The organism is Lacrimispora struthionigena, assembly GCF_048627165.1.
In the GTDB taxonomy this organism is placed as follows: Bacteria; Bacillota; Clostridia; order Lachnospirales; family Lachnospiraceae; genus Lacrimispora.
Window position 1 is genome coordinate 1,887,501 of sequence record NZ_JBMBWP010000002.1, and the last position, 23,738, is coordinate 1,911,238.

General features: G+C 43.0%; 25 protein-coding genes (1 of these 25 only partly in view). 6 read left to right on the forward strand and 19 right to left on the reverse strand.

What is annotated here, in order from left to right; genetic code table 11:
- From tsaD to ACOAOT_RS17940, 8 genes are all read right to left on the reverse strand, one after another.
- A protein-coding gene (gene tsaD, locus ACOAOT_RS17905) for a tRNA (adenosine(37)-N6)-threonylcarbamoyltransferase complex transferase subunit TsaD (protein ID WP_420218218.1) crosses the window boundary here: on the reverse strand, positions 1-654 show its 5' portion. Its footprint begins 384 nt before the window's first position; the window shows 654 of its 1,038 coding nt (coding positions 1-654); its start codon is at positions 652-654; its stop codon lies off the left edge, out of view.
- 10 nt (positions 655-664) lie between these two features.
- Complete coding sequence (locus ACOAOT_RS17910) at positions 665-1,576, reverse strand: ribonuclease Z (protein WP_420218219.1); 912 nt, start codon at positions 1,574-1,576, stop codon at positions 665-667.
- An 86-nt stretch (positions 1,577-1,662) separates the two neighbouring features.
- Entirely contained in the window at positions 1,663-1,905 is a 243-nt protein-coding gene (locus ACOAOT_RS17915) for a hypothetical protein (protein ID WP_104434554.1), read from the reverse strand.
- 199 nt (positions 1,906-2,104) lie between these two features.
- Complete coding sequence (gene rimI / locus ACOAOT_RS17920) at positions 2,105-2,539, reverse strand: ribosomal protein S18-alanine N-acetyltransferase (protein ID WP_420218220.1); 435 nt, start codon at positions 2,537-2,539, stop codon at positions 2,105-2,107.
- A gap of 1 nt (position 2,540) precedes the next feature.
- Complete coding sequence (gene tsaB / locus ACOAOT_RS17925; RefSeq protein WP_420218221.1) at positions 2,541-3,245, reverse strand: tRNA (adenosine(37)-N6)-threonylcarbamoyltransferase complex dimerization subunit type 1 TsaB; 705 nt, start codon at positions 3,243-3,245, stop codon at positions 2,541-2,543.
- A complete protein-coding gene (gene tsaE / locus ACOAOT_RS17930; protein ID WP_349674777.1) occupies positions 3,246-3,671 on the reverse strand; it encodes a tRNA (adenosine(37)-N6)-threonylcarbamoyltransferase complex ATPase subunit type 1 TsaE in 426 nt (141 codons plus the stop codon).
- Between the two features lie 3 nt (positions 3,672-3,674).
- Positions 3,675-4,181, reverse strand: coding sequence for a YcxB family protein (locus ACOAOT_RS17935; protein ID WP_420218222.1), 507 nt, complete (start codon positions 4,179-4,181; stop codon positions 3,675-3,677).
- Positions 4,182-4,218: 37 nt separating this feature from the next.
- Complete coding sequence (locus ACOAOT_RS17940) at positions 4,219-6,360, reverse strand: Tex family protein (protein ID WP_420218223.1); 2,142 nt, start codon at positions 6,358-6,360, stop codon at positions 4,219-4,221.
- A 176-nt stretch (positions 6,361-6,536) separates the two neighbouring features.
- Between ACOAOT_RS17940 and ACOAOT_RS17945 the strand changes: the two genes are divergently transcribed.
- A complete protein-coding gene (locus tag ACOAOT_RS17945) occupies positions 6,537-6,932 on the forward strand; it encodes a sodium:solute symporter (RefSeq protein ID WP_104434544.1) in 396 nt (131 codons plus the stop codon).
- A gap of 4 nt (positions 6,933-6,936) precedes the next feature.
- Here ACOAOT_RS17945 and ACOAOT_RS17950 read toward each other — a convergent pair whose 3' ends face one another.
- The 6 genes from ACOAOT_RS17950 to secA form a co-directional block, all read right to left on the reverse strand.
- The gene (locus tag ACOAOT_RS17950) at positions 6,937-7,281 is read right to left on the reverse strand and encodes a DUF2752 domain-containing protein (RefSeq protein WP_420218224.1); all 345 of its coding nucleotides are present in this window, start codon (positions 7,279-7,281) and stop codon (positions 6,937-6,939) included.
- A gap of 15 nt (positions 7,282-7,296) precedes the next feature.
- Positions 7,297-8,505 carry an aspartate kinase gene (locus ACOAOT_RS17955; protein WP_420218225.1) on the reverse strand — a complete coding sequence of 403 codons (1,209 nt, stop codon included), beginning with the start codon at positions 8,503-8,505 and terminating at the stop codon, positions 7,297-7,299.
- Between the two features lie 19 nt (positions 8,506-8,524).
- Complete coding sequence (locus tag ACOAOT_RS17960; RefSeq protein WP_420218226.1) at positions 8,525-9,739, reverse strand: homoserine dehydrogenase; 1,215 nt, start codon at positions 9,737-9,739, stop codon at positions 8,525-8,527.
- 4 nt (positions 9,740-9,743) lie between these two features.
- A complete protein-coding gene (locus ACOAOT_RS17965) occupies positions 9,744-10,187 on the reverse strand; it encodes an ACT domain-containing protein (protein ID WP_277409158.1) in 444 nt (147 codons plus the stop codon).
- A 136-nt stretch (positions 10,188-10,323) separates the two neighbouring features.
- A protein-coding gene (gene prfB, locus ACOAOT_RS17970; RefSeq protein WP_104434534.1) for a peptide chain release factor 2 occupies positions 10,324-11,461 on the reverse strand; the annotation gives its coding sequence in 2 pieces (ribosomal slippage) (positions 10,324-11,385 and positions 11,387-11,461; 1,137 coding nt in all).
- 89 nt (positions 11,462-11,550) lie between these two features.
- Complete coding sequence (gene secA, locus ACOAOT_RS17975; RefSeq protein WP_420218227.1) at positions 11,551-14,121, reverse strand: preprotein translocase subunit SecA; 2,571 nt, start codon at positions 14,119-14,121, stop codon at positions 11,551-11,553.
- Between the two features lie 614 nt (positions 14,122-14,735).
- Between secA and hpf the strand changes: the two genes are divergently transcribed.
- The gene (gene hpf, locus ACOAOT_RS17980) at positions 14,736-15,266 is read left to right on the forward strand and encodes a ribosome hibernation-promoting factor, HPF/YfiA family (RefSeq protein ID WP_104434530.1); all 531 of its coding nucleotides are present in this window, start codon (positions 14,736-14,738) and stop codon (positions 15,264-15,266) included.
- A 55-nt stretch (positions 15,267-15,321) separates the two neighbouring features.
- Here hpf and ACOAOT_RS17985 read toward each other — a convergent pair whose 3' ends face one another.
- On the reverse strand, positions 15,322-17,016 hold the full coding sequence (locus tag ACOAOT_RS17985) for an endo-1,4-beta-xylanase (protein WP_420218228.1): 1,695 nt from the start codon (positions 17,014-17,016) through the stop codon (positions 15,322-15,324).
- Between the two features lie 246 nt (positions 17,017-17,262).
- On the opposite strand from ACOAOT_RS17985, the gene ACOAOT_RS17990 reads away from it, so the two are divergent.
- Genes ACOAOT_RS17990 through ACOAOT_RS18000 form a run of 3 tightly spaced genes read left to right on the forward strand, consistent with a single transcriptional unit; the run spans position 17,263 to position 19,728 of the window.
- Entirely contained in the window at positions 17,263-17,970 is a 708-nt protein-coding gene (locus ACOAOT_RS17990) for a LytR/AlgR family response regulator transcription factor (RefSeq protein ID WP_420218229.1), read from the forward strand.
- Positions 17,971-19,314: a sensor histidine kinase gene (locus ACOAOT_RS17995; RefSeq protein WP_420218230.1), complete on the forward strand. Its 1,344-nt coding sequence runs from the start codon at positions 17,971-17,973 to the stop codon at positions 19,312-19,314.
- Positions 19,315-19,371: 57 nt separating this feature from the next.
- On the forward strand, positions 19,372-19,728 hold the full coding sequence (locus ACOAOT_RS18000; RefSeq protein WP_420218231.1) for a hypothetical protein: 357 nt from the start codon (positions 19,372-19,374) through the stop codon (positions 19,726-19,728).
- 58 nt (positions 19,729-19,786) lie between these two features.
- Here ACOAOT_RS18000 and trxB read toward each other — a convergent pair whose 3' ends face one another.
- Complete coding sequence (gene trxB, locus ACOAOT_RS18005) at positions 19,787-20,710, reverse strand: thioredoxin-disulfide reductase (RefSeq protein WP_104434520.1); 924 nt, start codon at positions 20,708-20,710, stop codon at positions 19,787-19,789.
- 149 nt (positions 20,711-20,859) lie between these two features.
- On the opposite strand from trxB, the gene ymfI reads away from it, so the two are divergent.
- Positions 20,860-21,591 carry an elongation factor P 5-aminopentanone reductase gene (ymfI, locus tag ACOAOT_RS18010; RefSeq protein WP_104434518.1) on the forward strand — a complete coding sequence of 244 codons (732 nt, stop codon included), beginning with the start codon at positions 20,860-20,862 and terminating at the stop codon, positions 21,589-21,591.
- Here ymfI and ACOAOT_RS18015 read toward each other — a convergent pair.
- The 3 genes from ACOAOT_RS18015 to tgt all read right to left on the reverse strand — a co-directional run bounded on the left by ACOAOT_RS18015 (position 21,550) and on the right by tgt (position 23,732).
- Positions 21,550-22,020: a MarR family winged helix-turn-helix transcriptional regulator gene (locus tag ACOAOT_RS18015; RefSeq protein WP_420218232.1), complete on the reverse strand. Its 471-nt coding sequence runs from the start codon at positions 22,018-22,020 to the stop codon at positions 21,550-21,552. The genes ymfI and ACOAOT_RS18015 overlap by 42 nt on opposite strands.
- 218 nt (positions 22,021-22,238) lie before the next feature.
- Positions 22,239-22,535: a preprotein translocase subunit YajC gene (gene yajC / locus ACOAOT_RS18020; protein ID WP_104434514.1), complete on the reverse strand. Its 297-nt coding sequence runs from the start codon at positions 22,533-22,535 to the stop codon at positions 22,239-22,241.
- Between the two features lie 54 nt (positions 22,536-22,589).
- Complete coding sequence (tgt, locus tag ACOAOT_RS18025; RefSeq protein WP_420218233.1) at positions 22,590-23,732, reverse strand: tRNA guanosine(34) transglycosylase Tgt; 1,143 nt, start codon at positions 23,730-23,732, stop codon at positions 22,590-22,592.
- Positions 23,733-23,738: the final 6 nt, after the last annotated feature.

Sequence of the window (23,738 nt, forward strand, 5' to 3'; positions counted from 1 at the left end):
AAAATCGTATATATTTCCGTCTACTTTTGCTCTCGGGAATTTTATTGCATGTGGATTTCCCTCTTTTGCTGCCCTGTCAACTTTCGGTCCGCCCGGATATCCCAGCCCCACAGCTCTGGCCACCTTGTCAAATGCTTCGCCTGCCGCATCATCTCTGGTTCTTCCAAGAATCTCAAACTCTCCGTAATCCCTTACAATCACCAGATGTGTATGTCCGCCTGATACAATCAGACACATAAAAGGCGGTTCCAGGTCTGGATGCTCAATAAAATTAGCGGAGACATGACCTTCTATATGATGGACTCCGACCAATGGCTTGTTTGCCGCATAAGCCATTGCCTTTGCTTCCGCCACTCCCACTAAAAGTGCTCCCACAAGTCCGGGGCCGTAGGTAACCCCGATGGCATCCATATTCTCAAGTGTAAGACCAGACTCCAAAAGTGCGGACTCTATGACCTGGTTAATCTTTTCGATATGCTTTCTGGAAGCAATTTCGGGAACGACTCCGCCATATAAGGTATGAAGATCGATCTGGGAGGAGATTACATTGGACAAGATCTCTCTTCCGTTCTTCACTACCGCTGCTGCCGTCTCGTCACAGGAACTTTCAATTGCAAGTATATAGACATCTTCTTCTGTATTATTTTTCTTCATCGCCATTCCCTCATTCCTCATCAAATTCCAGTTCCAGCGTCCAGGCATCTCTTGCTGCTTTTGCCCTGGGGAAAATCTCACGAACCTTGTCCATAAAATCTTCCGGTCTGGTTAAAGAGGGACTGTAATGGGTCAGCCACATCTGTCTTGGCTGAGCTTCTTTCGCAAGTCTGGCAGCCTCATAAAATGTCATGTGGCGATATTCCCTTGCCTTTGCCTCTTTTCCTTCTTCGCCGTACATGCCTTCGCATATGAAAAGATCCGCATCCTTTGCATACTCAGCAATCACCGGTACGGGTCTGGTATCTGTACAGTAAGTCACCTTAAGGCCACGCCTGTCCGGTCCTAAAACAAGATCAGGCGTCAGAATTCTACCATCATAATCGATGGTTTCTCCCTTTTGAAGACGACTCCAGAATTTTTGTGGAATCTCTGCCGCTTTGGCACGGTCCACATCAAATCTTCCGGTTCTTGGAATAGAAATGGAATAACCATAGCAGACAACGTTATGATTGACGCGGTATGCATCAATTACGTAAGGCGCCATGGTTATCTGCTCTCTGTTTTCGGAGAGTTCAATGAATTTAAGTTCAAAAGGAAGCTCCGGCGCAATGGTACGAAGTGCTCCCACCACCCGCTCAAGCCCTTTCGGACCAATCAGAGTTAAGGGTTCTGTCCGCTCTGCGTTTCCCATTGTCAAAAGAAGACCGGGAAGACCGCTGATATGGTCCGCATGATAATGGGTAAAACAGATAGTATCAATGGGTTTTGGGCTCCAGCCCTTTTCTTTTAATGCAATCTGGGTTCCTTCCCCGCAGTCAATCAAAAGATTGCTGCCATCGCACCGTGCCATCATAGCTGTCAGCCAGCGGTATGGCAGAGGCATCATGCCCCCGGTTCCCAGTAAACATATATCCAACATAGAATTTCCTCGCTTTTGTCTCATTCAGTGGGCAGAACAAAAAACTGCCACATAAAATCATAACACAAAGCAGAGGGAATTAGCAACTATAAATATTCCAGCTGTTCCTCTACCTCCACCGGTATCTTAAACTCAGATATCAGTGCATCGTAACAGGTTTCACATAAATCAAAATGATGGATCTCCCCATCTTTCTCTGAAAAGAAGTCCCATGCGTGATTGATGCTAATGACCCCTTCCCTGGCAATCCCTTCTGACACAATAATTTTTTTGCCGCAGCAGTTGCAAACAACTGTTTCTAGCTGACCGCCGTTTTTGTACTTTCTCATCTTACTCTCACCTTTCCTTTTACCGCCCATGCTTTTCTTTCCGGGCATAATGGTATGCCTGCAAGGCGTTCCTTTTTCACATTTTCCAGAAAAATCCCTTTATCCGCCTCCCTGCACACCAGGATAGAAAAAAGGGCATCCTTACTGGATACCCCTACATTATAAACGGTGTTATGCCCTATTTTTAGTGGTAAATGTTTCAAATATGGTAACAGACCATAAGGACCGCATTTTCACTGGGATTTGAGTAGTAATGTTTTCTGATCCCCTCCTCCACAAATCCATAGGATTTATAAAGGTTTCTTGCCCTGTCATTACTTTCTCGTACCTCTAAAAATATGGATTTTACTTCTTTTTGTCTGGAATAAAAAACCATCTGGTCCATAAGTTTCTTGGAAAGGCCCCTCCCCCTCAGTTCAGGAAGGACTGCAATCCGAAGCAGCTCGCATTCATCTGCGATTGTCCGAAAAACACAGTATCCCGCTGCGGTTCCTTCTTCCCAAAGCACCAGCCAGGTATCAAGACTGCTTTCTGATCCCTTTTTAATCATCTCATAAGACCACGGATCGGAAAAGCACTGCATTTCTATTTCCAGTACACTTAAAACATCCTCCGGAGTCATCTCACCAATCATCTTACTCTCCTTTTAATGCCTCTTCTCTTTCACGCTCTGCCTGGGGCTTTCGCAGATAATCGGGAGCATGCTCCGCTGCCGTTACCGTTTTCCCCTGAAGGAACAGACGGGCTCCATAAGCTGCTACTGCACCTGCCCGCTGTCTGCTTAAATGCGCGGGTGCAAATTCAAATGGAACCTTCATGAATTCTTCTATACTTTCTTTATATGCCGGTATGCCGTCTCCTGAGAAAAATACACGCTCTCCCATGGAATTAAGCTCTTCAATTAAATCTCTGATATCCATGGCGCAGGATTCCTTCACGATGGAGAATCCCATGCGGTTATCATAAATACCGGTATAGACCTGGTTTCTTCTGGCATCCATAATTGGGCATATAATAGAAGCGCAGCCGTAGAACTCATAGGCCATTGCATCGATTGTGGGAACAGAAATAAGCGGTTTTTTCAGCGCAAGCCCCAGACCCTTTCCTGTGGCAGAACCGATCCGAAGTCCGGTAAAGGAGCCTGGTCCTGCTGAAACTGCGATGGCATCAACATTTTCCAGGCTGACTCCTGTCATGGTTACAATCTCATCAAGCATGGGAAGCAGTGTCTGGGAATGGGTCTTTTTAAAATTGACCGTGTATTCTGCAGTCAGTATGTCATCCGAAAGAAGGGCGACCGATGCAACAAGAGACGAACTTTCAATTCCTAATATGTTCATTTACATTCCCTCCACGGTGATTTTTCTGTAGTCAAATCCTTTTTCCAAATCTTTTTCAATGGTTACTGTAATAACCTGTCTGGGAAGAATCTCTTCAATCAGTCCGGACCATTCAATTAATGTGACACCTTCCCCGTAAAAGCAGTCTTCATAGCCGATCTCGTCCATTTCACTGACGTCACCAATCCGGTATACGTCAAAATGATAAAAGGGAAGGCGTCCGTCGTCATATTGCTTTACTATGGTAAAAGTAGGGCTGTCCACCGGTTCTGTAATGCCAAGCCCGGCGGCAAACCCCTGGGTGAATACGGTTTTTCCCACCCCCAGATCTCCATTTAAGCAAAATATGGTGGAAGGAGCCGCTTCCTCTCCCAGTTTTTTTCCAAGTTCAAAGGTATCTTCTGGTTTCCAGCTTTCTATTACCATCATTTATATCCTCTTTCGCCTCTCCGGAGGCAGATTTTCTTTCATTAATGCTGTTATTTCCTGCGCTTTCTCACCTGCTACAGAATCCGGAAGCAGATAGGCATGAATCTTGTCCATATAAATAATCAGCAGTTTGCCGATTCGTTTTACCACCATCACATCTTCCCATAACAATTCCAGCTTCTCCTGCCCCTGGGTTACCACAATTCCTTCTGCTGAAAATGAAAGGGTCATACCATCACGAATGGCAGATTTTTTTGCCTGTCTTACTGCCTTCGTATAGAGGACGAAAGGCTGCCAGACCGTGAACATCAGCGCACAGACAAGAATCAGAATCCGGTAAGGGCGGGATGATGTCGTCCAGGTTGCAATGAGCACATAAAGAGCAGCAGCACTGAAAAGAAAACTGAAAATCCCCTGGAATCCCCGGTATGAATGGTACATGGAAAATTTCCAGAGATCTTTTGCAGTCAGTTTCACTTCTAATATAAGCGGATTTTTCTGTTCCACATTTTCCTCCTTTTATACAGCATTTCACTGTATCTGCTTAGAATTTCATGGTAAGAGCGATTCTCTTTTTGGGAACATCTACGCTTATTACTTTTACCTCAACGATGTCTCCTACGCTGACAGCTTCTAAGGGATGTTTAATAAATTTGTCCGATATCTGGGAAATGTGAACCAGTCCATCCTGGTGAACTCCAATATCCACAAACGCACCGAAGTCAATTACATTGCGAACCGTTCCCTTTAAAACCATCCCAGGCTGTAAATCCTTCATCTCCATAACATCCGTACGTAATATGGGTTTTGGCATCTCGTCACGGGGATCTCTTGCCGGTTTTTCCAGCTCCTTTACAATATCCCGGAGGGTGATTTCACCAATCTCTAATTCTTCAGCCAGCTCTTTATAGTTATGAATCTTTTTACTGATTCCGTTTAATCCCCCGTTCATCAGCTCTTTTGCCTCATATCCCAGTTTTTTCAGCAGCTTTTTAGCCGCATCATAGGACTCCGGATGAACGCTTGTTAAATCTAGAGGATTCTTTCCTCCCTGGATTCTCATGAAGCCCGCACATTGTTCAAATGCTTTTGGTCCAAGCTTTGCAACCTTTAACAGCTGGCTCCTGCTTTCAAACGCACCGTTCTCCTCCCGGTAAACCACAATATTCTTTGCTATTGGCTTTGAAATACCGGATATATATTCCAGAAGAGAAGCAGAGGCCGTATTTAAATCAACACCTACTTTATTTACGCTGTCTTCCACAACTCCCTGTAATGCTTCACTTAAATGCTTCTGGTTCATATCATGCTGGTACTGACCCACACCAATGGACTTAGGATCAATCTTTACCAGCTCTGCAAGAGGATCCTGCAGTCTTCTGGCAATGGAGGCTGCACTTCTCTGGCCTACATCAAAATTAGGGAATTCCTCTGTTGCCAGCTTACTGGCGGAATAAACAGAAGCTCCTGCTTCATTCACTATAATATACTGAACCGGCTCCGGGATTTCTTTTAACAATTCAACAATAATGGCCTCGGATTCTCTTGAGGCAGTTCCATTGCCCACAGAAATCAGGGAAATTCCATATTTCTTAATCAGCTTCTTTAAAACAGACTTGGCTTCTTCCACTTTATTTTGAGGTGCAGTGGGATAGATTACAACGGTATCCAGCACTTTTCCTGTTTCATCTACTACTGCCAGCTTGCATCCGGTACGAAAAGCCGGATCCCAGCCAAGAACCACTCTTCCAACAATGGGAGGCTGCATTAGTAGCTGCTCTAAATTTTTGCCAAATACACGGATTGCTCCATTCTCTGCTGTTTCCGTTAATTCGCTGCGGATCTCCCGCTCAATTGCCGGCGCGATGAGACGGTCGTAACTGTCTTTTACAACTTCCTTTAATATGGGAGAAGTAACAGGATTGTCCCGAATGATTACCTGCTTTTCCAGAAAACGGAGAATCACTTCTTCCGGTGCCGCCACCTTCACAGTAAGAACCTTTTCCTTTTCGCCTCTGTTAATGGCAAGAATCCGGTGTCCTGCTGCCTTCTTTAAAGGTTCTTCATAATTATAGTACATCTCATATACAGACTCTGCTTCCTCATCCTTTGCAGCAGATAAAAGGCTTCCCTGGTTCATGGTTGCATTCCGGATATAAGTGCGGTACTCCGCCTGATCAGAAATCCGCTCTGCCAGAATATCTTTTGCCCCGTCTATTGCTTCCTGGGCAGTGGCCACTCCTTTTTCTTCCGAAACATAGTCCGTTGCGGATTCCAGAAGAGGGGTCTTCGTCATCTGAAGAATAATAAGATCTGCTAATGGCTCTAATCCTTTTTCTTTGGCGATGGTGGCTCTTGTCCGCCTTTTCTGCTTATAAGGGCGGTATAAATCTTCCACTGCAACCAGCGTCTGGGCATTAAGAATCTTCTTTTCCAGCTCCGGTGTCAGCTTCTCCTGTTCTCTGATGGATGAAAGTACCTGTTCTTTCCGCTCCTCTAAATTCCTTAAATAACGAAGCCTTTCATCTAAATTACGCAGAACTTCATCATTTAAAGAACCGGTTACCTCTTTTCGGTATCTGGCTATAAAGGGAATGGTATTCCCCTCATCAATAAGTCTGATTGTCTCTTCCACCTGATTTCTGGAAATGGAAAGTTCTTCCTGTAAAATCTTTATTATATCCATGCTGTACCTCTTATTTTTCATAGTTGGTTCAATTCAACTATTATAATTCATCATTCCCCGTTATGCAATACCCGTCTGGACACAGCGGTCTTTTCGTGCTACAATCATAAAATACAGATTTAGTTCAGGAAAATCCTGGATGACTTCTGTACTATACACATACGAGGTAAACACCAATGGGAGAAAATTATAACAGCAATAAAGGAATGCTTCCGCAAACTCCGAATACAGGTTCGTTCCTGGCATTCTGGTCTGTCCTTTTAGGCGGCCTGGGACTGCTGACAGACTGCCTTCCCTTATTCAGTATCTGGAATCTGCCGGCAGGTCTGATTTTCGGTCTCACAGGCATTGCTCTTGCTATATTATCAAAAAAAGGAAAGCCCTTCAGCCACCAGGCACAGCTTGGACTGATCCTTTCCATTATATCTGCTGTCTGTGGCCTGTTACTGGCATTGTTCATTATATTTGTCTATGATGTCATGGATACCAACACCCCTTTGGGGCTGTATTTCAGACAGGTATTTGAAGCGACAACCCAGGCACTGATGCCCACTGGGGGCGTTGGCAGATAAATCATTATAATGGAGGTAAGAGATCAATTCCTTTCACCACCAGCATATAGTTCTTGAAGATCCAGTTTATCACTACAATTGCAGCTCCAATAAGAATAAGTATCCGTTCCCTTTTTTTATGGTCCAACGGGTGCTTTCTTTTTTTTGATATAAACCGGATGATACCCTCAGCCAAAACAGCAATAACAGTATAAAGGACCAGCGGATGATACTGAACGCTCATCCGCAGGTCCCCCTGTAACAAAGTCCGCACTGCTCTCGTTCCCCCGCAGCCGGGACAGTAGAGCCCGGTGAGGGAATGAAAGATACAGACGGATCCTATTTTCCAAATTTTTCTTAACCAGATCATTGGCTCCACCTTCGTTTAATCCGCAAGATCAAAGGCATCGTGAACCGTTCTCATGGCTCGGTTTACGTCCTCTTCATGAATGAGGACCGTAATCCTTATTTCAGATGTTGCAATCATTTTGATGTTAATATTGGCATTGTAAAGGGCTTCAAACATCTTTGCGGCAACTCCTGGATTACTGGTCATCCCTGCGCCGATGATAGAAAGCTTTGCCACATCCTCTTCACTGGTCACATTCTGGGCTGTAATCCCATCCTTATGTTCGTTTAAAAGATCCATGGTTTCTTTTAAATCCTGCTTCGCCACCGTAAAGGAGATGTCTTTTCTTTCTTCTCTGCCAATGGACTGGATAATGATATCAACGTTAATGTTGTGTTTTGCCAGAAGATTAAATATTTTAAATGCGACTCCAGGCTCATTCTTAACCCCGATTACGGAAATACGGGCTACATTTTTATCTGCGGCAACTCCGCTCACCAGCATTCTTTCCAATTTTGTTTCCTCCTTGACGATGGTACCTTCTTCTCTGTTCAGACTTGATCGTACTACCAGCTGTACTCCATAGCGCTTCGCCATCTCTACCGAACGGTTGTGGAGCACTTTGGCTCCCAGAGAAGCAAACTCAAGCATCTCATCGTAGGAAACCTCCAATAGCTTTCTGGCATGGGGAACAATTCGCGGATCTGCTGTATAAACTCCGTCCACATCTGTGTAAATCTCACATGCATCGGCATGGAGTGCGGCAGCCAGTGCTACAGCCGTGGTATCTGATCCCCCTCGTCCAAGAGTTGTCAGATCATCATATTTATTAATACCCTGAAAACCTGTGATGATAACGATTTTCTTCGCTTCCAGTTCATGCTGGATCCGTTCCGTATCAATTTTCTTTAATTTAGCCATTCCATAAGCGGAAGAAGTATGCATGGCTACCTGGGACGCGTTTAATGAAACAGACGGTACACCGAGAGCATTCATGGCCATAGACATCAGTGCCACGCTCACCTGCTCTCCCGTTGCCAGAAGCATATCCAGCTCTCTCTTTGGAGGATTAGGGTTTATCTCATGAGCTTTGGCGATCAGACCGTCTGTTGTCTTTCCCATAGCGGATAAAACCACAACTACCTGATTACCTTTTTCATAATCCTCAATGCAGCGTTTTGCTACATTGAATATTCTTTCTTTGTCTGCGACGGAGCTACCGCCAAATTTTTTAACAACTAACATTGATGCCTCCTGGCGAAAATTAAATTTCTGCGCGGATGCGCTGTCTGATACCTGACAGCTTTTTCGCTCTTAAATGGTATTCCTCCTCAGTCATAACCTCTGTCATGACTGCAAATTCATCCATGTGGTCCAGTTCTGTTACTTCTACCTTTCCAAAAGCAGCCTCTGCTTCAGCAAGCCGCTTTGCAGCAATCCCCTTGATTCTTACAAAATACCGGAAGGAAACGCTGTCCATGGCAGAGATGTTAAGGCGATTTCCATCCCAGCCCATCTTCACATGATGACCCGGGTTTTTAAGGGCTTCAATAATATCTGCTACAACTGCACTGGCCGTGGGAAGTTTTCCAGCTCCGCTTCCGTAAAACATGGAAGTTCCCAGCATATTTCCCTTTACCAGAATGCCGTTGTATACGTCGTTTACGGAATACAGCGGATGATCCTTTCCTATCATAACCGGAGCTACAAACGCATGAACTCCCTGATCACTGATTCTGCTGGATCCAAATAATTTTACAGAAGTTCCAAGAGCGTCGGCATAACGGAAATCCACATCCGTTATATTAGTAATCCCTTCTGTATAAATATGCTCGTAATTCACTTCGTGTCCCGAAGCCAGAGCAGTTAATATGGCAATTTTCCTGCAGGTATCATGTCCTTCCACATCTGCCTCCGGATTGCGCTCCGCATATCCCAGTTCCTGGGCTTTGCTCAGTGCCTCTTCAAAAGTTTCTCCGGCTTTGTCCATTTTAGTCAGTATGTAGTTGGTGGTACCATTTAATATACCGGTTATTTCTTCAATTTGCTCACCGGCCAGTGAAGTATACAACGGACGGATTATGGGAATACCGCCTCCTACGCTTGCCTCAAAGAGAAAGTTTACCTGATTCTCTTTCGCTATTTTTAAAAGTTCCGTTCCATATGCTGCTACCAGCGCCTTGTTGGAGGTGGCCACATGCTTACCTGCCTGAAGGCTTGCTTTCACAAAAGGATAAGCCGGGTTTAAGCCTCCCATGGTCTCAATTACCATGGATACCTCCGGGTCCTTTTCTATGACGGAAAAATCATGAACAATCTTTTTTTCAATCGGTGTACCGGGGAATTCTCTTAAATCGAGAATATATTTTACATTCACCGTGTCACCGGTCTGTCTGGCAATTATATCTTTGTTCTGTTCCAGAATTTCAACAACTCCTGATCCGATGGTACCATAGCCCATAACTGCAACATTCATCATATTCTCACTCCCTGGCTAAAATTTTTACGTAGTGGACTCCATCCTTTTCTTCCATATCCTCAACCATCTTTGAAACATTGCCTGTTGTCTCAAGAACCTCCACGCTAAGTGTGAGGGTGGCAACGCCATTGACCGGAATACTTTGATGAATGGTTAGTATATTCGCGCGGTACACAGCTACCACATGAAGCAAATCCGAAAGAAGACCAGGTTCGTCATCCATCTGCATAACCAGTGTGATGGTCTTTCCCTTGGCATTGTCATAAAACGGAAAGATATCATCTTTGTATTTGTAAAAGGAACTCCGGCTGATTCCAACCCGGTCAGTTGCCTCCTGTACGGTGATAACCCGTTCCGACTCTAATAATTTTTTTGCCTCAACAACTTTCAGCAATACTTCAGGTACAGCTTTCTGCTTTACCACAAAATATTTACTTTTATCTTCCATAAAAAAATATCTTCCCTTCTGTGTCCGCATCGGAAATACATCTGTGCTCATAGGGAAGATATTATCATATTTGTGCATGGTATGCAACTATTTTTGAGTTTATTTTATTCGGTATTTAAAAAAATGCATGAAAAAACTAGATTTCTGCAGAATCCTCACCAGCTTTTGCTCCGGTACTTAACCATCGCAGATATGCGTACATAAACTGATCTAACGCTCCGTCAAGGACACTGTTTACATTACCTGTCTCGGAATTGGTCCTGTGGTCTTTCACCATGGTATAGGGTTGCAGTACATAGGAACGAATCTGGTTCCCCCAGCCGATCTCCGTTACATCACCACGGATACCGGAAAGTTTTTCCGCATTCTCCTGTTGTTTTAACATATAAAGCTTTGCTTTTAACATCTGCATTGCCTTATCCTTGTTCTGGAACTGAGACCGTTCATTCTGGCACTGCACCACAATTCCCGTAGGAAGGTGAGTGATTCGAATGGCAGACGAGGTTTTATTGATATGCTGTCCACCTGCTCCGCTGGAGCGGTAGGTATCAATTCTTAAATCCTCATCGTTAATATCCACATCAAGGTCCTCTTCAATATCCGGCATAACATCGCAGGATACAAAGGAAGTCTGACGCTTTCCAGCCGCATTAAACGGTGAAATACGTACCAGACGGTGAACCCCTTTTTCTGACTTTAAATAACCAAAAGCATTGACACCATTAATCTGTATGGTTACGGATTTAATTCCGGCTTCATCACCGTCAAGATAATCAAGCACTTCCGTCTGAAAGCCCTTTTTCTCAGCCCAGCGGCAGAACATGCGGTAAAGCATGCTGCACCAGTCGCAGGATTCGGTTCCGCCAGCACCGGCATTCAGTTTTAATATGGCGTTGTGGCTGTCATATTCACCGGAAAGCAGCGTATTAATACGCATCTCTTCCAGATTTTCTTTCAATTCAGCAAGCATCTGGGCTATTTCCGGAATCAGGGAGGCATCGTTTTCTTCGTTGCCCATCTGAATCATGACCCCGATGTCTTCATACTGCTGTTCTAATTCTTTGTAGCCTTGTACCGTATCTTTTAAATTCTTTGCAAGCTGGACGATCTTACCTGACTTTTCCGGATCTTCCCAGAAGCCTGGCTCTTCCATAGACTTGTCTAACTCATCAATTCGCTTTAACTTGTTATCCAAGTCAAAGTGAATCCCTCACTTCCACTAATGGTTTTTCATACGATGATAATTCGTATTTGTACTGATCTAACTCTACCACTGTGTCACCCACTTTCGTTTTTTAATTTATAAATACAAAATTGGGGTCTGTTCCCATAAAAGGGAGCGGACTCCAATCTCATAAAAATACTATACTAGTTTGCGTCCGCAACACTGCTTATACTTTTTGCCGGAACCGCATGGACATGGATCATTGGGATAGACCTTATTATCAGCCTTTTTCACCGGTGCTTTCACTGAGCTGTCATCCTTGTTGGTTCCTGTCACTTTGGCAGCCGGTTCACGTTCCACCTTCTGCTCAACTCTGATGTGGAAGAGGATACGTACGGTATCTTCCCGGATCGCTGCTGTCATCTCATCAAACATCTGATAGCCGCTCATCTTATATTCTACAAGAGGATCTCTCTGGCCATAAGCCTGAAGACCGATTCCCTGGCGCAGCTGGTCCATATCGTCAATATGGGACATCCATTTATTATCAATAACCTTTAAGAGAATCACCCGCTCGATTTCACGGATCTGCTCTCCCTCTGGGAACTCTGCCTCTTTTGTTTCATAAAGCTTAATGGCTTCTTCTTTCAGCATATGCTTCAGTTCATTTTTTCTCACCTTTTTGTCTTCCGGAATGGTGATTGGCTGAAGAGGAATCACTGGCAGAAGCAGGGTATTTAATTCATTTAAATCCCATTCTTCCGGAGTCTGTTCATCACTGATAGACAAATCCACAGCATTCTCCACAATATCAGTAACCATCTTTAAGACAACGTCACGCATGTTGTCTCCGTCAAGAACTTTTCTTCGTTCTGCGTAAATAACTTCACGCTGCTCGTTCATGACTTCATCGTATTTTAAAAGATTCTCACGGATACCATAGTTGTTGGTCTCGATCTTCATCTGAGCTTTTTCGATAGCATTAGAAAGCATCTTATGCTCAATCTGCTCGCCTTCCGGTACACCAAGTGCATTAAACATGCCTACAAGACGTTCGGAACCAAACAGACGCATTAAATCATCTTCCAGAGAGATATAGAATCTGGACTCACCCGGATCTCCCTGACGGCCGGAACGACCACGCAGCTGGTTATCAATACGGCGTGACTCATGACGCTCTGTACCGATGATCTTAAGGCCACCGGCAGCTTTGGATTCATCATCAAGCTTAATATCCGTACCACGGCCTGCCATGTTGGTAGCAATGGTAACTGCTTTATGCACACCAGCGTCAGCAACGATCTCTGCCTCAAGCTCGTGATATTTAGCATTTAAGACTTTATGAGGAATGCCTCTGCGTTTTAACATACCGCTTAACATCTCAGATGTATCAATGGTTATGGTACCAACCAGTACTGGCTGACCCTTTTCATAAGCAGCTGCCACTTCGTCACATACTGCTTCAAATTTTTCCTTCTTCGTCTTATAAACCGCATCTTCCTGGTCAATACGGGCAATGGGACGGTTTGTTGGAATTGAAATGGCATCCATTCCATAGGTATTTCTGAATTCCTTTTCCTCTGTAAGAGCAGTACCCGTCATACCAGCCTTTTTGTTGTATTTATTAAAGAAGTTCTGGAATGTGATGGTGGCAAGAGTTTTGCTCTCTCTGCGGACATTCACATGCTCTTTTGCTTCAATTGCCTGGTGAAGACCATCAGAATACCGTCTGCCTGGCATAATACGTCCTGTAAATTCGTCTACAATGAGAACCTCATCGTCTTTTACCACATAATCCTTATCCCGAAACATCAGATAATTGGCACGAAGAGCCAGAATGATGTTATGCTGGATCTCTAAGTTCTGTGGGTCTGACAGGTTCTCGATGCGGAAGAACTGCTCTACTTTTTCCACACCCTGCTCTGTTAAGTTGACAACCTTGTCCTTCTCATCCACAATAAAATCACCGGACTCAGTGATTTCTTCTCCCATAATGGCACCCATCTTGGAAAACTCGCCGGAAGCTTCGCCCTTTTCTAACTGGCGTGCAAGAATATCGCAGACTTCATAGAGCTTTGTGGATTTGCCGCTCTGTCCGGAAATGATAAGAGGTGTTCTGGCCTCATCAATTAAAACAGAGTCAACCTCATCAATGATACAGAAATCTAAATTTCTTAAAACCATCTGTTCTTTATAGATGGCCATGTTATCTCTTAAATAATCAAAACCAAGCTCATTGTTGGTTACATAGGTTATATCGCAGTTATAAGCATCACGTCTCTCATCTGAGCTCATGTCGTTTAATACAACGCCTACTGTCATTCCAAGGAACTCATGAATTCTTCCCATCCACTCCGCATCACGCTTTGCCAGATAGTCGTTAACGGTTACAATCTGTACACCGTTGCCTGCCAGCGCATTTAAATAAGCCGGACATGTGGATACAAGAGTTTTACCTTCACCAGTTCTCATCTCCGCAATACGACCCTGGTGTAATACTACACCACCGATTAACTGCACACGGAAATGTTCCATATTAAGAACTCGCCTTCCGGCTTCTCTTACAGTTGCGAACGCTTCAGGCAAGATATCATCAAGAGTTTCTCCTGCTGCCAATCTTTCCTTAAAAAGCTTCGTGTTATTTTTTAATTCCTCATCCGTAAGTGCAACCATGGTCGGGCGCAGAGATTCTATTTTATCCACAATGGGATTAATGATTTTCAATTCTCTTTCACTATGAGTTCCAAATATTTTTTGAACCAAGTTCATGATTTATTCTCCTACTCTATCTTTCAATATACACCGTACAATCCTGTATATTGTAGCACTAACCTGCCTTTAATTCAACGAATTCATAAAAAATTAACATTCTGGTAATAATCTGACCTTATATTGCCAGGTACTGCCATTTTCTTCGGCAACCTCCAGCAAATTTAAGTTAAAATTATGGTTAACCTGACACATTGCACAAAAAATTTGTTCGATTCCCGACTTTTCCACATTATCCACATTGGATTGTGTATTTTTCCCCCATTTTTATCCCCACCTCCAACCCTCGAATTTGCGAAAAAAATCAGTTATACACCAAGTTATCCACATTATCCACATTTATTCTCCACATAATACCAGCATTCCCATCACAATGACAATTGCGTTAATTTTTGTATACTTGTCATAAAATTTTCTTTTTCGACGAAAAAATCCATTTTTCCCTTGACTTTTTTTTAACCTCATCTATAGTTTTTCAATAAATTGATAAAATATAAGAAGAGACTTTTTACAAAATCTTTTCTTAAATTATCTTAATACTTTACAACATGATTGAATTATTCTAATAAATATGCTATACTATACCTATCTCAAGAAAAAGGAGCTGATGACTTATGCGTTTTACAATTACAGGAAGAAATATTGAGGTGACAGCAGGGTTACGGGAGGCAGTTGAGGACAAACTTGGAAAACTGGACCGTTTTTTCGCACCTGCTACAGAGGCAACAGTAAGACTCAGCGTGCAGAAAGATATTCAGAAAATTGAAGTTACTATTCCAGTGAAAGGACATATAATTCGAGCCGAAGAATCAAGTAATGATATGTACGTTTCCATTGATCTGGTAGAAGAGATCCTGGAACGCCAGTTGAAAAAATATAAAAACAAGTTAATCGACAAAAAATTAAACGCTCCCTCCTTTTCAACAGCATTTTTGGAAGATGAAAGTGCAGTCGATGATGATGTGGAAATTGTCAAAACAAAGAAATTTGCTGTCAAACCCATGGATCCGGAAGAAGCCTGTGTACAGATGGAGCTTCTTGGACACAGCTTCTATGTATTCCTCAATGGAGATACCGATGAAGTGAATGTGGTATATAAAAGAAAAGGCGGCACTTACGGATTGATTGAACCGGAATTATTATAGGAATTATTTATATATAAAAATGCCTCAGGCCTGTAAAGCCTGAGGCATTTTTTACTTACTCTTTTAAAAGAAGATTTCCCCACCGGGCAGTTGACTGCCAGGAATTATCAGAATCATCATTAAATTTTGCTACGCTGATTCTCTCTCCCCGCTCATTGCTGTCATTGATCTGAACATCAAATCCCATAACTTTCCCTTTTTCAGCTGAGGTGGTAAGTGGAATCTTTGCTTCTACAAGATATCCATCTTCCGTCACTTTCACGGATGACTGGAACCCTTCTCTTTTCCCATTGCTTCCAAAGGTCACCATGTTTTTACAGGAAACGCGAAACTGTCCGTCGTCTTCCTGATAATAGTAGGATTTGTCATTGTTTTCATCTAGGAACAGTTCCACAGAATCCTGCTCATAAGCATTTTTACTATCAGTATTTAAGGTTTTATCTTTAACACGGACAAGAACATAAATATTATTTTCATCCCAAAGTGTTTTTACGGTACCAGTTGCGCCCTGCCAGGCCATTGTCATAATACGAACCGGTTCTTCCTTCGCCTGATTCCAGATTTCATCCACTGTTCCATCAATTACCGGTGTACCTTTTACTGCGTTTATGGTGTTTGGCTCTGGAATCTCTTTCAGAGGGTGTTTATTTAAATATCCGTCAGGATCTGCAACTGCATAATAAGCTTCTTTGGCTTTGTAATCTCCGTCAAATAAGCAGGGGAAACTGGAGCTTCTCCAGCTTCTTGTATCCGTATAGCCCCAAAACGTCACTCTTTCAATGACATCCGAATATTGATTATAAAGTCTGAAAAGCTGGGCATACGTCTGCGCCTGAGCGATCTCCTCTTCCTTGGTAAGCCCGGTTTCCTTCGCCTTACTGACTACTACATCAAGCTCTGTTATTGAAATTTCAGCCCCGGTCTTTTTAAACAGTTCCAGGGAATGTTCTACCGTAGCCACAGGCAGCGTGGTACTGTAGTGCGCCTGCATACCGATTCCGTCAATGGGTATACCTTTTTTCTTTAAATCAGTATACATAGCGGCTGCTATTTCGGCTTTGTTGTTATCATTTAAATTGTAATCGTTATAATATAATTTTGCATTGGGATCTGCCTCATGGGCAAACTGAAAAGCCAGTTCTATGTAATCAGTTCCAATATTTCTTAGCCAGGGAGTATCCCGTAAACAGGATTTCCAGTTTCCGTCTGCTGGAAGTTTTGCTCCATCCTGAATGGCTTCGTTTACCACATCCCAGGATAATAGTTTTCCACTGTAGTGCCCTGCAACATTTGAAATGTGATCTCTCAGTCTGTCAATTGCTTCTTCCCGTCCGCATGCCGCATTCATCCAGTCAGGCGTCTGACTGTGCCATGCCAGTGTATGCCCCACTGTCTTTAAACCGTTCTCCTGGCAGAATCCGGTCATGGCATCTGCCGACTCAAAAGTAAATACGCCTTTTTGCAGCTGCATGGCATCTGGTTTCATCATATTTTCCGGTGTAACCACATTGAAATGATGAAGTACCATATCTCTATCCGCTCCCGTAAGGTTAATGCTGTTATAAATGTTTCCAATCAGGAATTTCCCCTTATAAATATCTTTTAAGGGAGTGAGGTTTTCTATGTGGACTTCTTTCTTCTCCTGATCTTTAGCAGCCTGTTCGTCTGCCAGAGACACCCCCATTGTCATATTAAGGCAGACCAGAATACTCACACAGACCGCCCCAGTTTTCCCCAGTAATCTTTTCATCTCTTATTTTCCCTCCTATTATTTTGCCGCAAACAATTGCGTCTTACTAACAATTCTATCAATTAAGGCGTATTTCACAACCGGATGAATCTTATAAAAAAACATGGTTAATTATATGGTTAAAATTTTTTGCCTGACATATCAATTCAATCTGACTGCATTTCACCACATTCCACTTGAATTTTTTAAGCGTCAAAGGTATTCTTAATGTGGATTTTTATACTATTTGATACTGAGGTACTGATTTTGATTAATATTGCTGTATGTGATGATAATGACAATATGATACTTGAGTTAAAAAACAGGATATTCGATTATATGGGTGAAACCAGTTATAAAGCCGAGGTTCATTCATTTTCCTGTGCTGAGGACCTGCTTAAAAGCGATGAATTCTATGATATTATTTTTCTGGACATACAGATGGGAAATATGACTGGTATGGAAGCAGCAAAACAGATCAGGCAGTCCGGTTTGGAAAGCTTTCTTATATTTGTTACTGTCCTGAAAGAATATGTCTATGATGCCTTTTCTGTAGAAGCTTCGGATTATCTGTTAAAGCCCTTAGACACTCAGCGCTTTCAATCTACAATGGCCCGCGTTCTTCAACATGTTCAGGATAAAAAAACAGCCGTTTTAACCATTCAGAAAGGGGCCTGGTGTAAATCAATCCCATTCTCGGATATTTTATACTGCGAAGCAATTAACAGAAAAATCTTCGTTCATACAAAACAGGAAATTATCGACTACTATTTTAAGATTAATTCGTTGGAAAATCAGCTGGAACCTGATTTCTTCTGCTGCCACCGCAGCTATCTTGTTAACCTTAAGGCCGTATGCGGATATGAAAATGGCCAGGCTAAACTGGTCAACGGGGAGAGCATACCGGTTTCAAGACTACGTATGCAGGCGTTCATGGAAGCAATGTTAAACTATATGAAGAAAGGAGACAGATAGATGCCATTCACGGAACTGTTTAACAGGTGGTTTGATTTTATTTACTTTTTTTGCATTTTAAATGCCTGTCTGGCCTGTATGGAAGTCTGGTTTTTCAGCAGATTTTCAAATCAGAAAGTAAAATGGTATTATTTTGCTTCTTACATACTGATCATATACCTGTTGGCTTTAACCGAAATATCCATACGGGCTGCATTTCCTCTATCTACCCTTATGGAACTGGGAGCACTTTTTTTATTCGGCTGGCTGGCTTTAAAATGTGCACCGGCAATGTCCGCAACTGCAGCCATACTTGCCATCTGCATTATGCAAGTTGTTAACGGCATATTTCAGTCATTGTTAAGCCTCCTCTTAACAGTCCTGTTTCCCTATTCAATGGTTCTTACAACAATAAGCGGTCTGTTCGTCATGATAACGGTTTTTTTCTCCTATCGCCTTGTCCTGACATGGCTGAAAGACAGAAAAGTTCCCATGCTGCCATATATCCTGATACTGCTGCTGCCAATCCTCTTTGTGCTTCTGGTTATGCAGCATGTTTTTTCAGTATATGGAAACACAGTTACTGTCAGTGCTGATGGAACCAGAATCTCTCCTGAGGTAAATGACTGGACCATGCTGATCATTCAGATAGCAGCCTATTTGTGCCTGTTTGCAGTTCTTTTTGCTTATAAAGAATTATTGAAAGGTTTCGCTCTTCAGATGCGCAATACGCTTCTGGAGCAGCAGGTAAATGCTCAGGTCAACTCGGTCCAGGAAATGCAGATGCGATATGAAATGACAAGAACGTTCCGGCATGACTTAAATGGTCACTGGACCGTTCTTGGCGGCTTTTTAAAAACAGGAGAAGCAGATAAAGCATTGGAATATCTTGGAAAGCTGACCACTATATCCGATCAGCTTACCTTTCCATGTCAGACAGGAAATGCCGTATTAAATATCCTGTTAACAAATAAATTGGGAATTGCGCATCAAAAGGGAATCGATGTTGACTGCACCGTGAAAATTCCTGACAACTGTATGCTCGATGATATGGATTTGTGCATCCTATTCTCAAATGCGGTAGATAATGCTGTTAAGGCCTGTATTGCAGGAAATCAAACCAGTCCGTTTCTAACTCTGAAAACAATTCAGAAAGGCGACTTTTTTATGATTGACATCAAAAACAGCCGTTCTGACGTTTTTTTGCCCGTCAGTGGTACCGGAATCGGACTTCAGAGTATAAAAGCGGTTGCCGAGAAATACCATGGTACAGTTCAAATTGAAAAAACTCCCAAAACATTTCGATTAAACATACTTTTTCTCATTCCGCAACATTCAGACAGCATCTCATTGCATCTTACTTGAATCTCTATGATATCCCTTATATATTCATAGTATCTCAGGAAAAAAGGAGGCATTACGATGAATATCAGCAGTATAGGGATATCCCCACCACAATTCCCGTCTGAAACAGACCCTGTTACACAGCCAGAACAGGACAGTACCGAGGATATTGAACAGCAAATAAAAACCCTGGATAAGGAAAAGGGGAAACTGGAGGGGCAGCGGGATAAAGAAAGAAATCCTTTCGCTTTGCAGCAAAGTGAGAAATACAAAGAGCTGGAAAAGAGGATCAAGGAATTAGACAAGCAGATACAGCAATTAAAAGCAGAGGCTTCCTCCTCGCAGAAAAAAGCAGGAAGCCAAAACAAGGAAGCAGTTTCTTCCAGAAATCCTTTTGATACTTATGAATCTGAAAAACAGGAATTTAACGGTTAGCAAAATCCTCCGGTAAAGGCAATACATACCCTTATCGGAGGATTTATTTTAATCAGTTTTATTTACCGTATCTTGTCAGATAACGTTCTACGCTTGTAATTGCATTGGCTCCGTCTGAAACAGCCGTGGATACCTGTCTTAACTGTTTGGTACGGACGTCACCTGCTGCAAAAATACCGGGAACATTGGTCTCACAGTCCTCTCCTGCCTTGATGTAACCATGATCCATTTCCACAAGGTTATCGAAAGCTTCGCTCTGTGGATTAATTCCCACTGCAATAAACACGCCATCAACGGAAAGTTTATTTGTTTCTTCTGTTTTGGAATTCTTTATGGTAAGAGACTCAACCTGGTCTCCACCTTCTATTTCTTCGACTACTGTATCCCAGATAATTTCAACATTCTCCTGGTTAAATAACTGTGTCTGTAGTGTCTTTGCTCCGCGCAGTTCATCTCTTCTGTGAATTAAGTACACCTTCTTGCACATTCTGGAAAGGAATATGGCGTCTTCGATTGCCACATCGCCTCCGCCTACAACGGCGGCTACCTTGTTTCGGAAAAACGCTCCGTCACAGGTTGCACAATAGGAAACACCCATTCCGGTCAGTTCTTTCTCTCCAACGACGCTGAGTTTTCTGTACAGAGCTCCAGTTGCGATAATGACTGATTTTGTCACGTAGGACTTCTCCTGACCTACAACGGTAAATTCTCCGTCTGCTGCCTCAATCCGAAGCACTTCGTCTGTAACAAAATCTGCTCCCAGTTTTTCTGCATGATCCCGAAATTTCATACCCAGGTCAAATCCGTTAATTCCGGGAAGCCCCGGATAATTATCGACTTCGTAGGTATTGAGAATCTGTCCGCCACTGGCGACTTCTTTTTCAATCACTACCATCTTTAGTTCAGCTCTTTTTCCATATACTGCAGCAGTAAGACCTGCCGGACCTGACCCTATAATTACAACGTCATAAATCTCATTCATTTTATCTACCTGCTTTCTTTATTTTGTATTACAGATTCTTTTGTAATCATTATATCTCACCCATCTTTTTGTATGCAATGCCCTCGTTGCATTTTAAAGCAGAATTTGTTAAAATAATAGCATCACATAACGACAGAAAGGGTGGTTTTATGTCTAGAAAAACAGTACTTGTAACTGGCGCTTCCCGGGGAATTGGAAAGGCCATTGCTGTCAAATTTGCAAAAAAAGGATACAATGTGGTCATTAACTGTCTTCATAATGAAGACCGCCTTTTGCAGACCAGAAAGGAACTGGAGTCCTATCAGATCTCCTGTCTTTCCTATATGGGTGATATGGGAGATATGAATCAGTGCCAGGAACTCTTTCAAATGATAAAAAAACAGTTTGGTTCTCTGGATGTACTGGTTAATAATGCAGGGATCTCCTACATCGGGCTTCTCCAGGATATGACGACAGAAGCCTGGGACCGTATTATACGGACCAATTTAACCTCTGCCTTTCATTGTTCCAAGCTGGCAATTCCGGGAATGCTGGAACGCAAGCAGGGCAAAATTATAAACATCTCCTCTATCTGGGGTGTCTCGGGTGCATCCTGTGAAGTAGCCTATTCCGCAACCAAGGGTGGGATTAATGCATTCACCAAAGCTCTTGCCAAAGAGCTGGCTCCAAGTAATATCCAGGTCAATGCAGTGGCATGCGGAGCCATTGATACGGAGATGAATCAGTTTCTAAGCGAAGATGAATTAATCGCTCTCATCGATGAGATTCCAGCCGGAAGACTGGGAAAAGCGGAAGAGGTGGCAGATCTTGTCTATCACCTGGGCTATAAAAATTCCTATCTAACTGGTCAGATCATCGGTCTTGACGGTGGATTTATTTAAAAAGAGCTCCACATTCTGATTCATGATTGACGCGGTGCGGTGAAGAATTTCAAGATCTTCTTCGGGAATGCCCCTGTGAAGTTCTTCCACAAATTCCTTCCTGCACCGCCTGATCCGCTCCACAATCTCCTCACTTTTCTTCGTAAGCTGGAGGCGGACCAGCCTTCTGTCATTTTTATCTCTGTCTGCTGTTAAATATCCTTTCTCACTGAGAGAATCCACAGATCTTGCGATCAGGCCCTTGGAGATATTTCTATATTGTGCAATCTCCGAAGCGCTTTTCAGTCCCTCACTATTTGCCAGAAACATCATAACTACTATCTCGTTGGGAGTGAAACCATATTCTGATACAGACTGGCTGCACAGCTTCTGGTATACCTTATCGATTTTTACAAAACATGCCAGACAGCACTCTTCTTCCTGTCTCATTCTTTCTCCTGGCATACTGGTTATAGACTCATTCATAACAACACCCTTACTAAATCATATGAGAAAATTTCCCCGCTGTATACTATGGCAGCTATTACAACGTTTTCAATAGTTCATTATTGAACCGTTTACTTTTGAAGTATATCTCATAGAAATGCACCTGTCAACCCCGTATAGAAAAAACCCGGAAAAAGAAATCCTTTTCCGGGTAATAATTTTTATGCTTCTGGCTTTTCAACCTGTGCAATTTGTGACTTCTGCATAGGAATTCTGCAGTTTTTGTTATTGCCGAATTCAACGATAACGGTATCATCAGTCATATCGATAATAACTCCGTAAAATCCGCTGCTGGTTAATATACTGTCACCAACTGCAATACTGGCGAACATCTCCTGCTGTCTTTTTTTCTCTTTCTTCTGTGGTCTGATCGCAATAAAATACATGAAGCCAAAGATTACTGCAATGTAAATTACCCAGAAACCCATGCCCATTGTACCGCCTGTTGCTAATAACATAACCGTTTCCTCCTTAAATATCGATCTGCCGTCTGCCTGTCCTAAAAGGGGGCCTTATGCCTGGGAATCGCCGGCCATCATGCCGGACAGTTTCCTCTCCTTATACTCTCCATAACGGTGATTCTCGATTGCTTCGCGAATCTCTTCCATCATTGTATTATAAAAATACAGATTATGCAAGACACATAATCTCATGCCCAGCATTTCTTTCGCTTTTAATAAATGCCTGATGTAAGCTCTGCTGTAGGAACGGCAGGTGGGGCACTGGCACCCTTCTTCAATCGGCTTATGATCCAGTTCAAATTTGGAATTAAATAAATTTAATTTTCCATGGTTTGTATAAACGTGGCCGTGACGGCCGTTTCTTGACGGATAAACACAGTCAAAGAAATCCACGCCCCGATCAACAGCCTCCAGGATATTGGCCGGAGTTCCGACTCCCATGAGATAAGTGGGCTTATTCTCAGGCAGATAAGGAACCGTCTCATCAAGAATCCGGTACATCTCCGAGTGGCTCTCTCCTACTGCGAGACCGCCCAGAGCATATCCATCAAGATCCATGGCAGATATGGTTTTGGCATGAGCAATTCTGATATCTTCAAACGTTCCGCCCTGATTAATACCAAAGAGCAGCTGATCTTTATTAATGGTATCAGGCAGCTCATTTAACCTTGCCATCTCTTTCCTGCACCTCTCCAGCCATCTGGTGGTACGGTCCACACTGTTTTGCATATATTCCCTGGTAGCCGGATGAGGAGGGCATTCATCAAATGCCATAGCAATGGTAGATGCCAGATTGGACTGGATCTGCATGCTCTCTTCCGGACCCATAAAGATCTTGTGTCCGTCAATATGGGACTGGAAGTACACACCCTCTTCCTTAATCTTCCTGAGTCCAGTCAGAGAAAACACCTGAAAGCCGCCAGAGTCTGTAAGAATGGGGCGGTCCCAGTTCATAAACTGGTGAAGACCGCCAAACTCCTTTATTAACCGGTCGCCTGTACGCACATGAAGATGATAGGTATTGGAAAGCTCCACCTGGGTTTTAATTTCCCTGAGATCATCGGTGGACACAGCCCCTTTAATGGCAGCTACCGTTCCCACATTCATAAACACCGGCGTCTGGATTGTTCCATGCACCGTAGTCACTTCCGCCCGTTTTGCACGTCCGTCTTTTGCAATGATTTTATAGTTCATTTACAA

Coding starts and splice junctions, on each gene's coding strand:
- ACOAOT_RS17940 (WP_420218223.1), bottom strand. CDS start 6,360: ATGGATATAATAAAGATTTTACAGGAAGAACTTTCCATTTCCAGAAAT.
- hpf (WP_104434530.1), top strand. CDS start 14,736: ATGCGTTTTACAATTACAGGAAGAAATATTGAGGTGACAGCAGGGTTA.
- tgt (WP_420218233.1), bottom strand. CDS start 23,732: ATGAACTATAAAATCATTGCAAAAGACGGACGTGCAAAACGGGCGGAA.
- ACOAOT_RS17910 (WP_420218219.1), bottom strand. CDS start 1,576: ATGTTGGATATATGTTTACTGGGAACCGGGGGCATGATGCCTCTGCCA.
- tsaE (WP_349674777.1), bottom strand. CDS start 3,671: ATGGTAATAGAAAGCTGGAAACCAGAAGATACCTTTGAACTTGGAAAA.
- ACOAOT_RS18000 (WP_420218231.1), top strand. CDS start 19,372: ATGAATATCAGCAGTATAGGGATATCCCCACCACAATTCCCGTCTGAA.
- ACOAOT_RS18015 (WP_420218232.1), bottom strand. CDS start 22,020: ATGAGACAGGAAGAAGAGTGCTGTCTGGCATGTTTTGTAAAAATCGAT.
- ACOAOT_RS17965 (WP_277409158.1), bottom strand. CDS start 10,187: ATGGAAGATAAAAGTAAATATTTTGTGGTAAAGCAGAAAGCTGTACCT.
- ACOAOT_RS17915 (WP_104434554.1), bottom strand. CDS start 1,905: ATGAGAAAGTACAAAAACGGCGGTCAGCTAGAAACAGTTGTTTGCAAC.
- ACOAOT_RS17950 (WP_420218224.1), bottom strand. CDS start 7,281: ATGATCTGGTTAAGAAAAATTTGGAAAATAGGATCCGTCTGTATCTTT.
- yajC (WP_104434514.1), bottom strand. CDS start 22,535: ATGTTATTAGCAACAGGCGGTACAATGGGCATGGGTTTCTGGGTAATT.
- tsaB (WP_420218221.1), bottom strand. CDS start 3,245: ATGAACATATTAGGAATTGAAAGTTCGTCTCTTGTTGCATCGGTCGCC.
- secA (WP_420218227.1), bottom strand. CDS start 14,121: ATGAACTTGGTTCAAAAAATATTTGGAACTCATAGTGAAAGAGAATTG.
- rimI (WP_420218220.1), bottom strand. CDS start 2,539: ATGATTGGTGAGATGACTCCGGAGGATGTTTTAAGTGTACTGGAAATA.
- ymfI (WP_104434518.1), top strand. CDS start 20,860: ATGTCTAGAAAAACAGTACTTGTAACTGGCGCTTCCCGGGGAATTGGA.
- ACOAOT_RS17960 (WP_420218226.1), bottom strand. CDS start 9,739: ATGATGAATGTTGCAGTTATGGGCTATGGTACCATCGGATCAGGAGTT.
- ACOAOT_RS17985 (WP_420218228.1), bottom strand. CDS start 17,016: ATGAAAAGATTACTGGGGAAAACTGGGGCGGTCTGTGTGAGTATTCTG.
- ACOAOT_RS17955 (WP_420218225.1), bottom strand. CDS start 8,505: ATGTTAGTTGTTAAAAAATTTGGCGGTAGCTCCGTCGCAGACAAAGAA.
- ACOAOT_RS17945 (WP_104434544.1), top strand. CDS start 6,537: ATGGGAGAAAATTATAACAGCAATAAAGGAATGCTTCCGCAAACTCCG.
- ACOAOT_RS17995 (WP_420218230.1), top strand. CDS start 17,971: ATGCCATTCACGGAACTGTTTAACAGGTGGTTTGATTTTATTTACTTT.
- trxB (WP_104434520.1), bottom strand. CDS start 20,710: ATGAATGAGATTTATGACGTTGTAATTATAGGGTCAGGTCCGGCAGGT.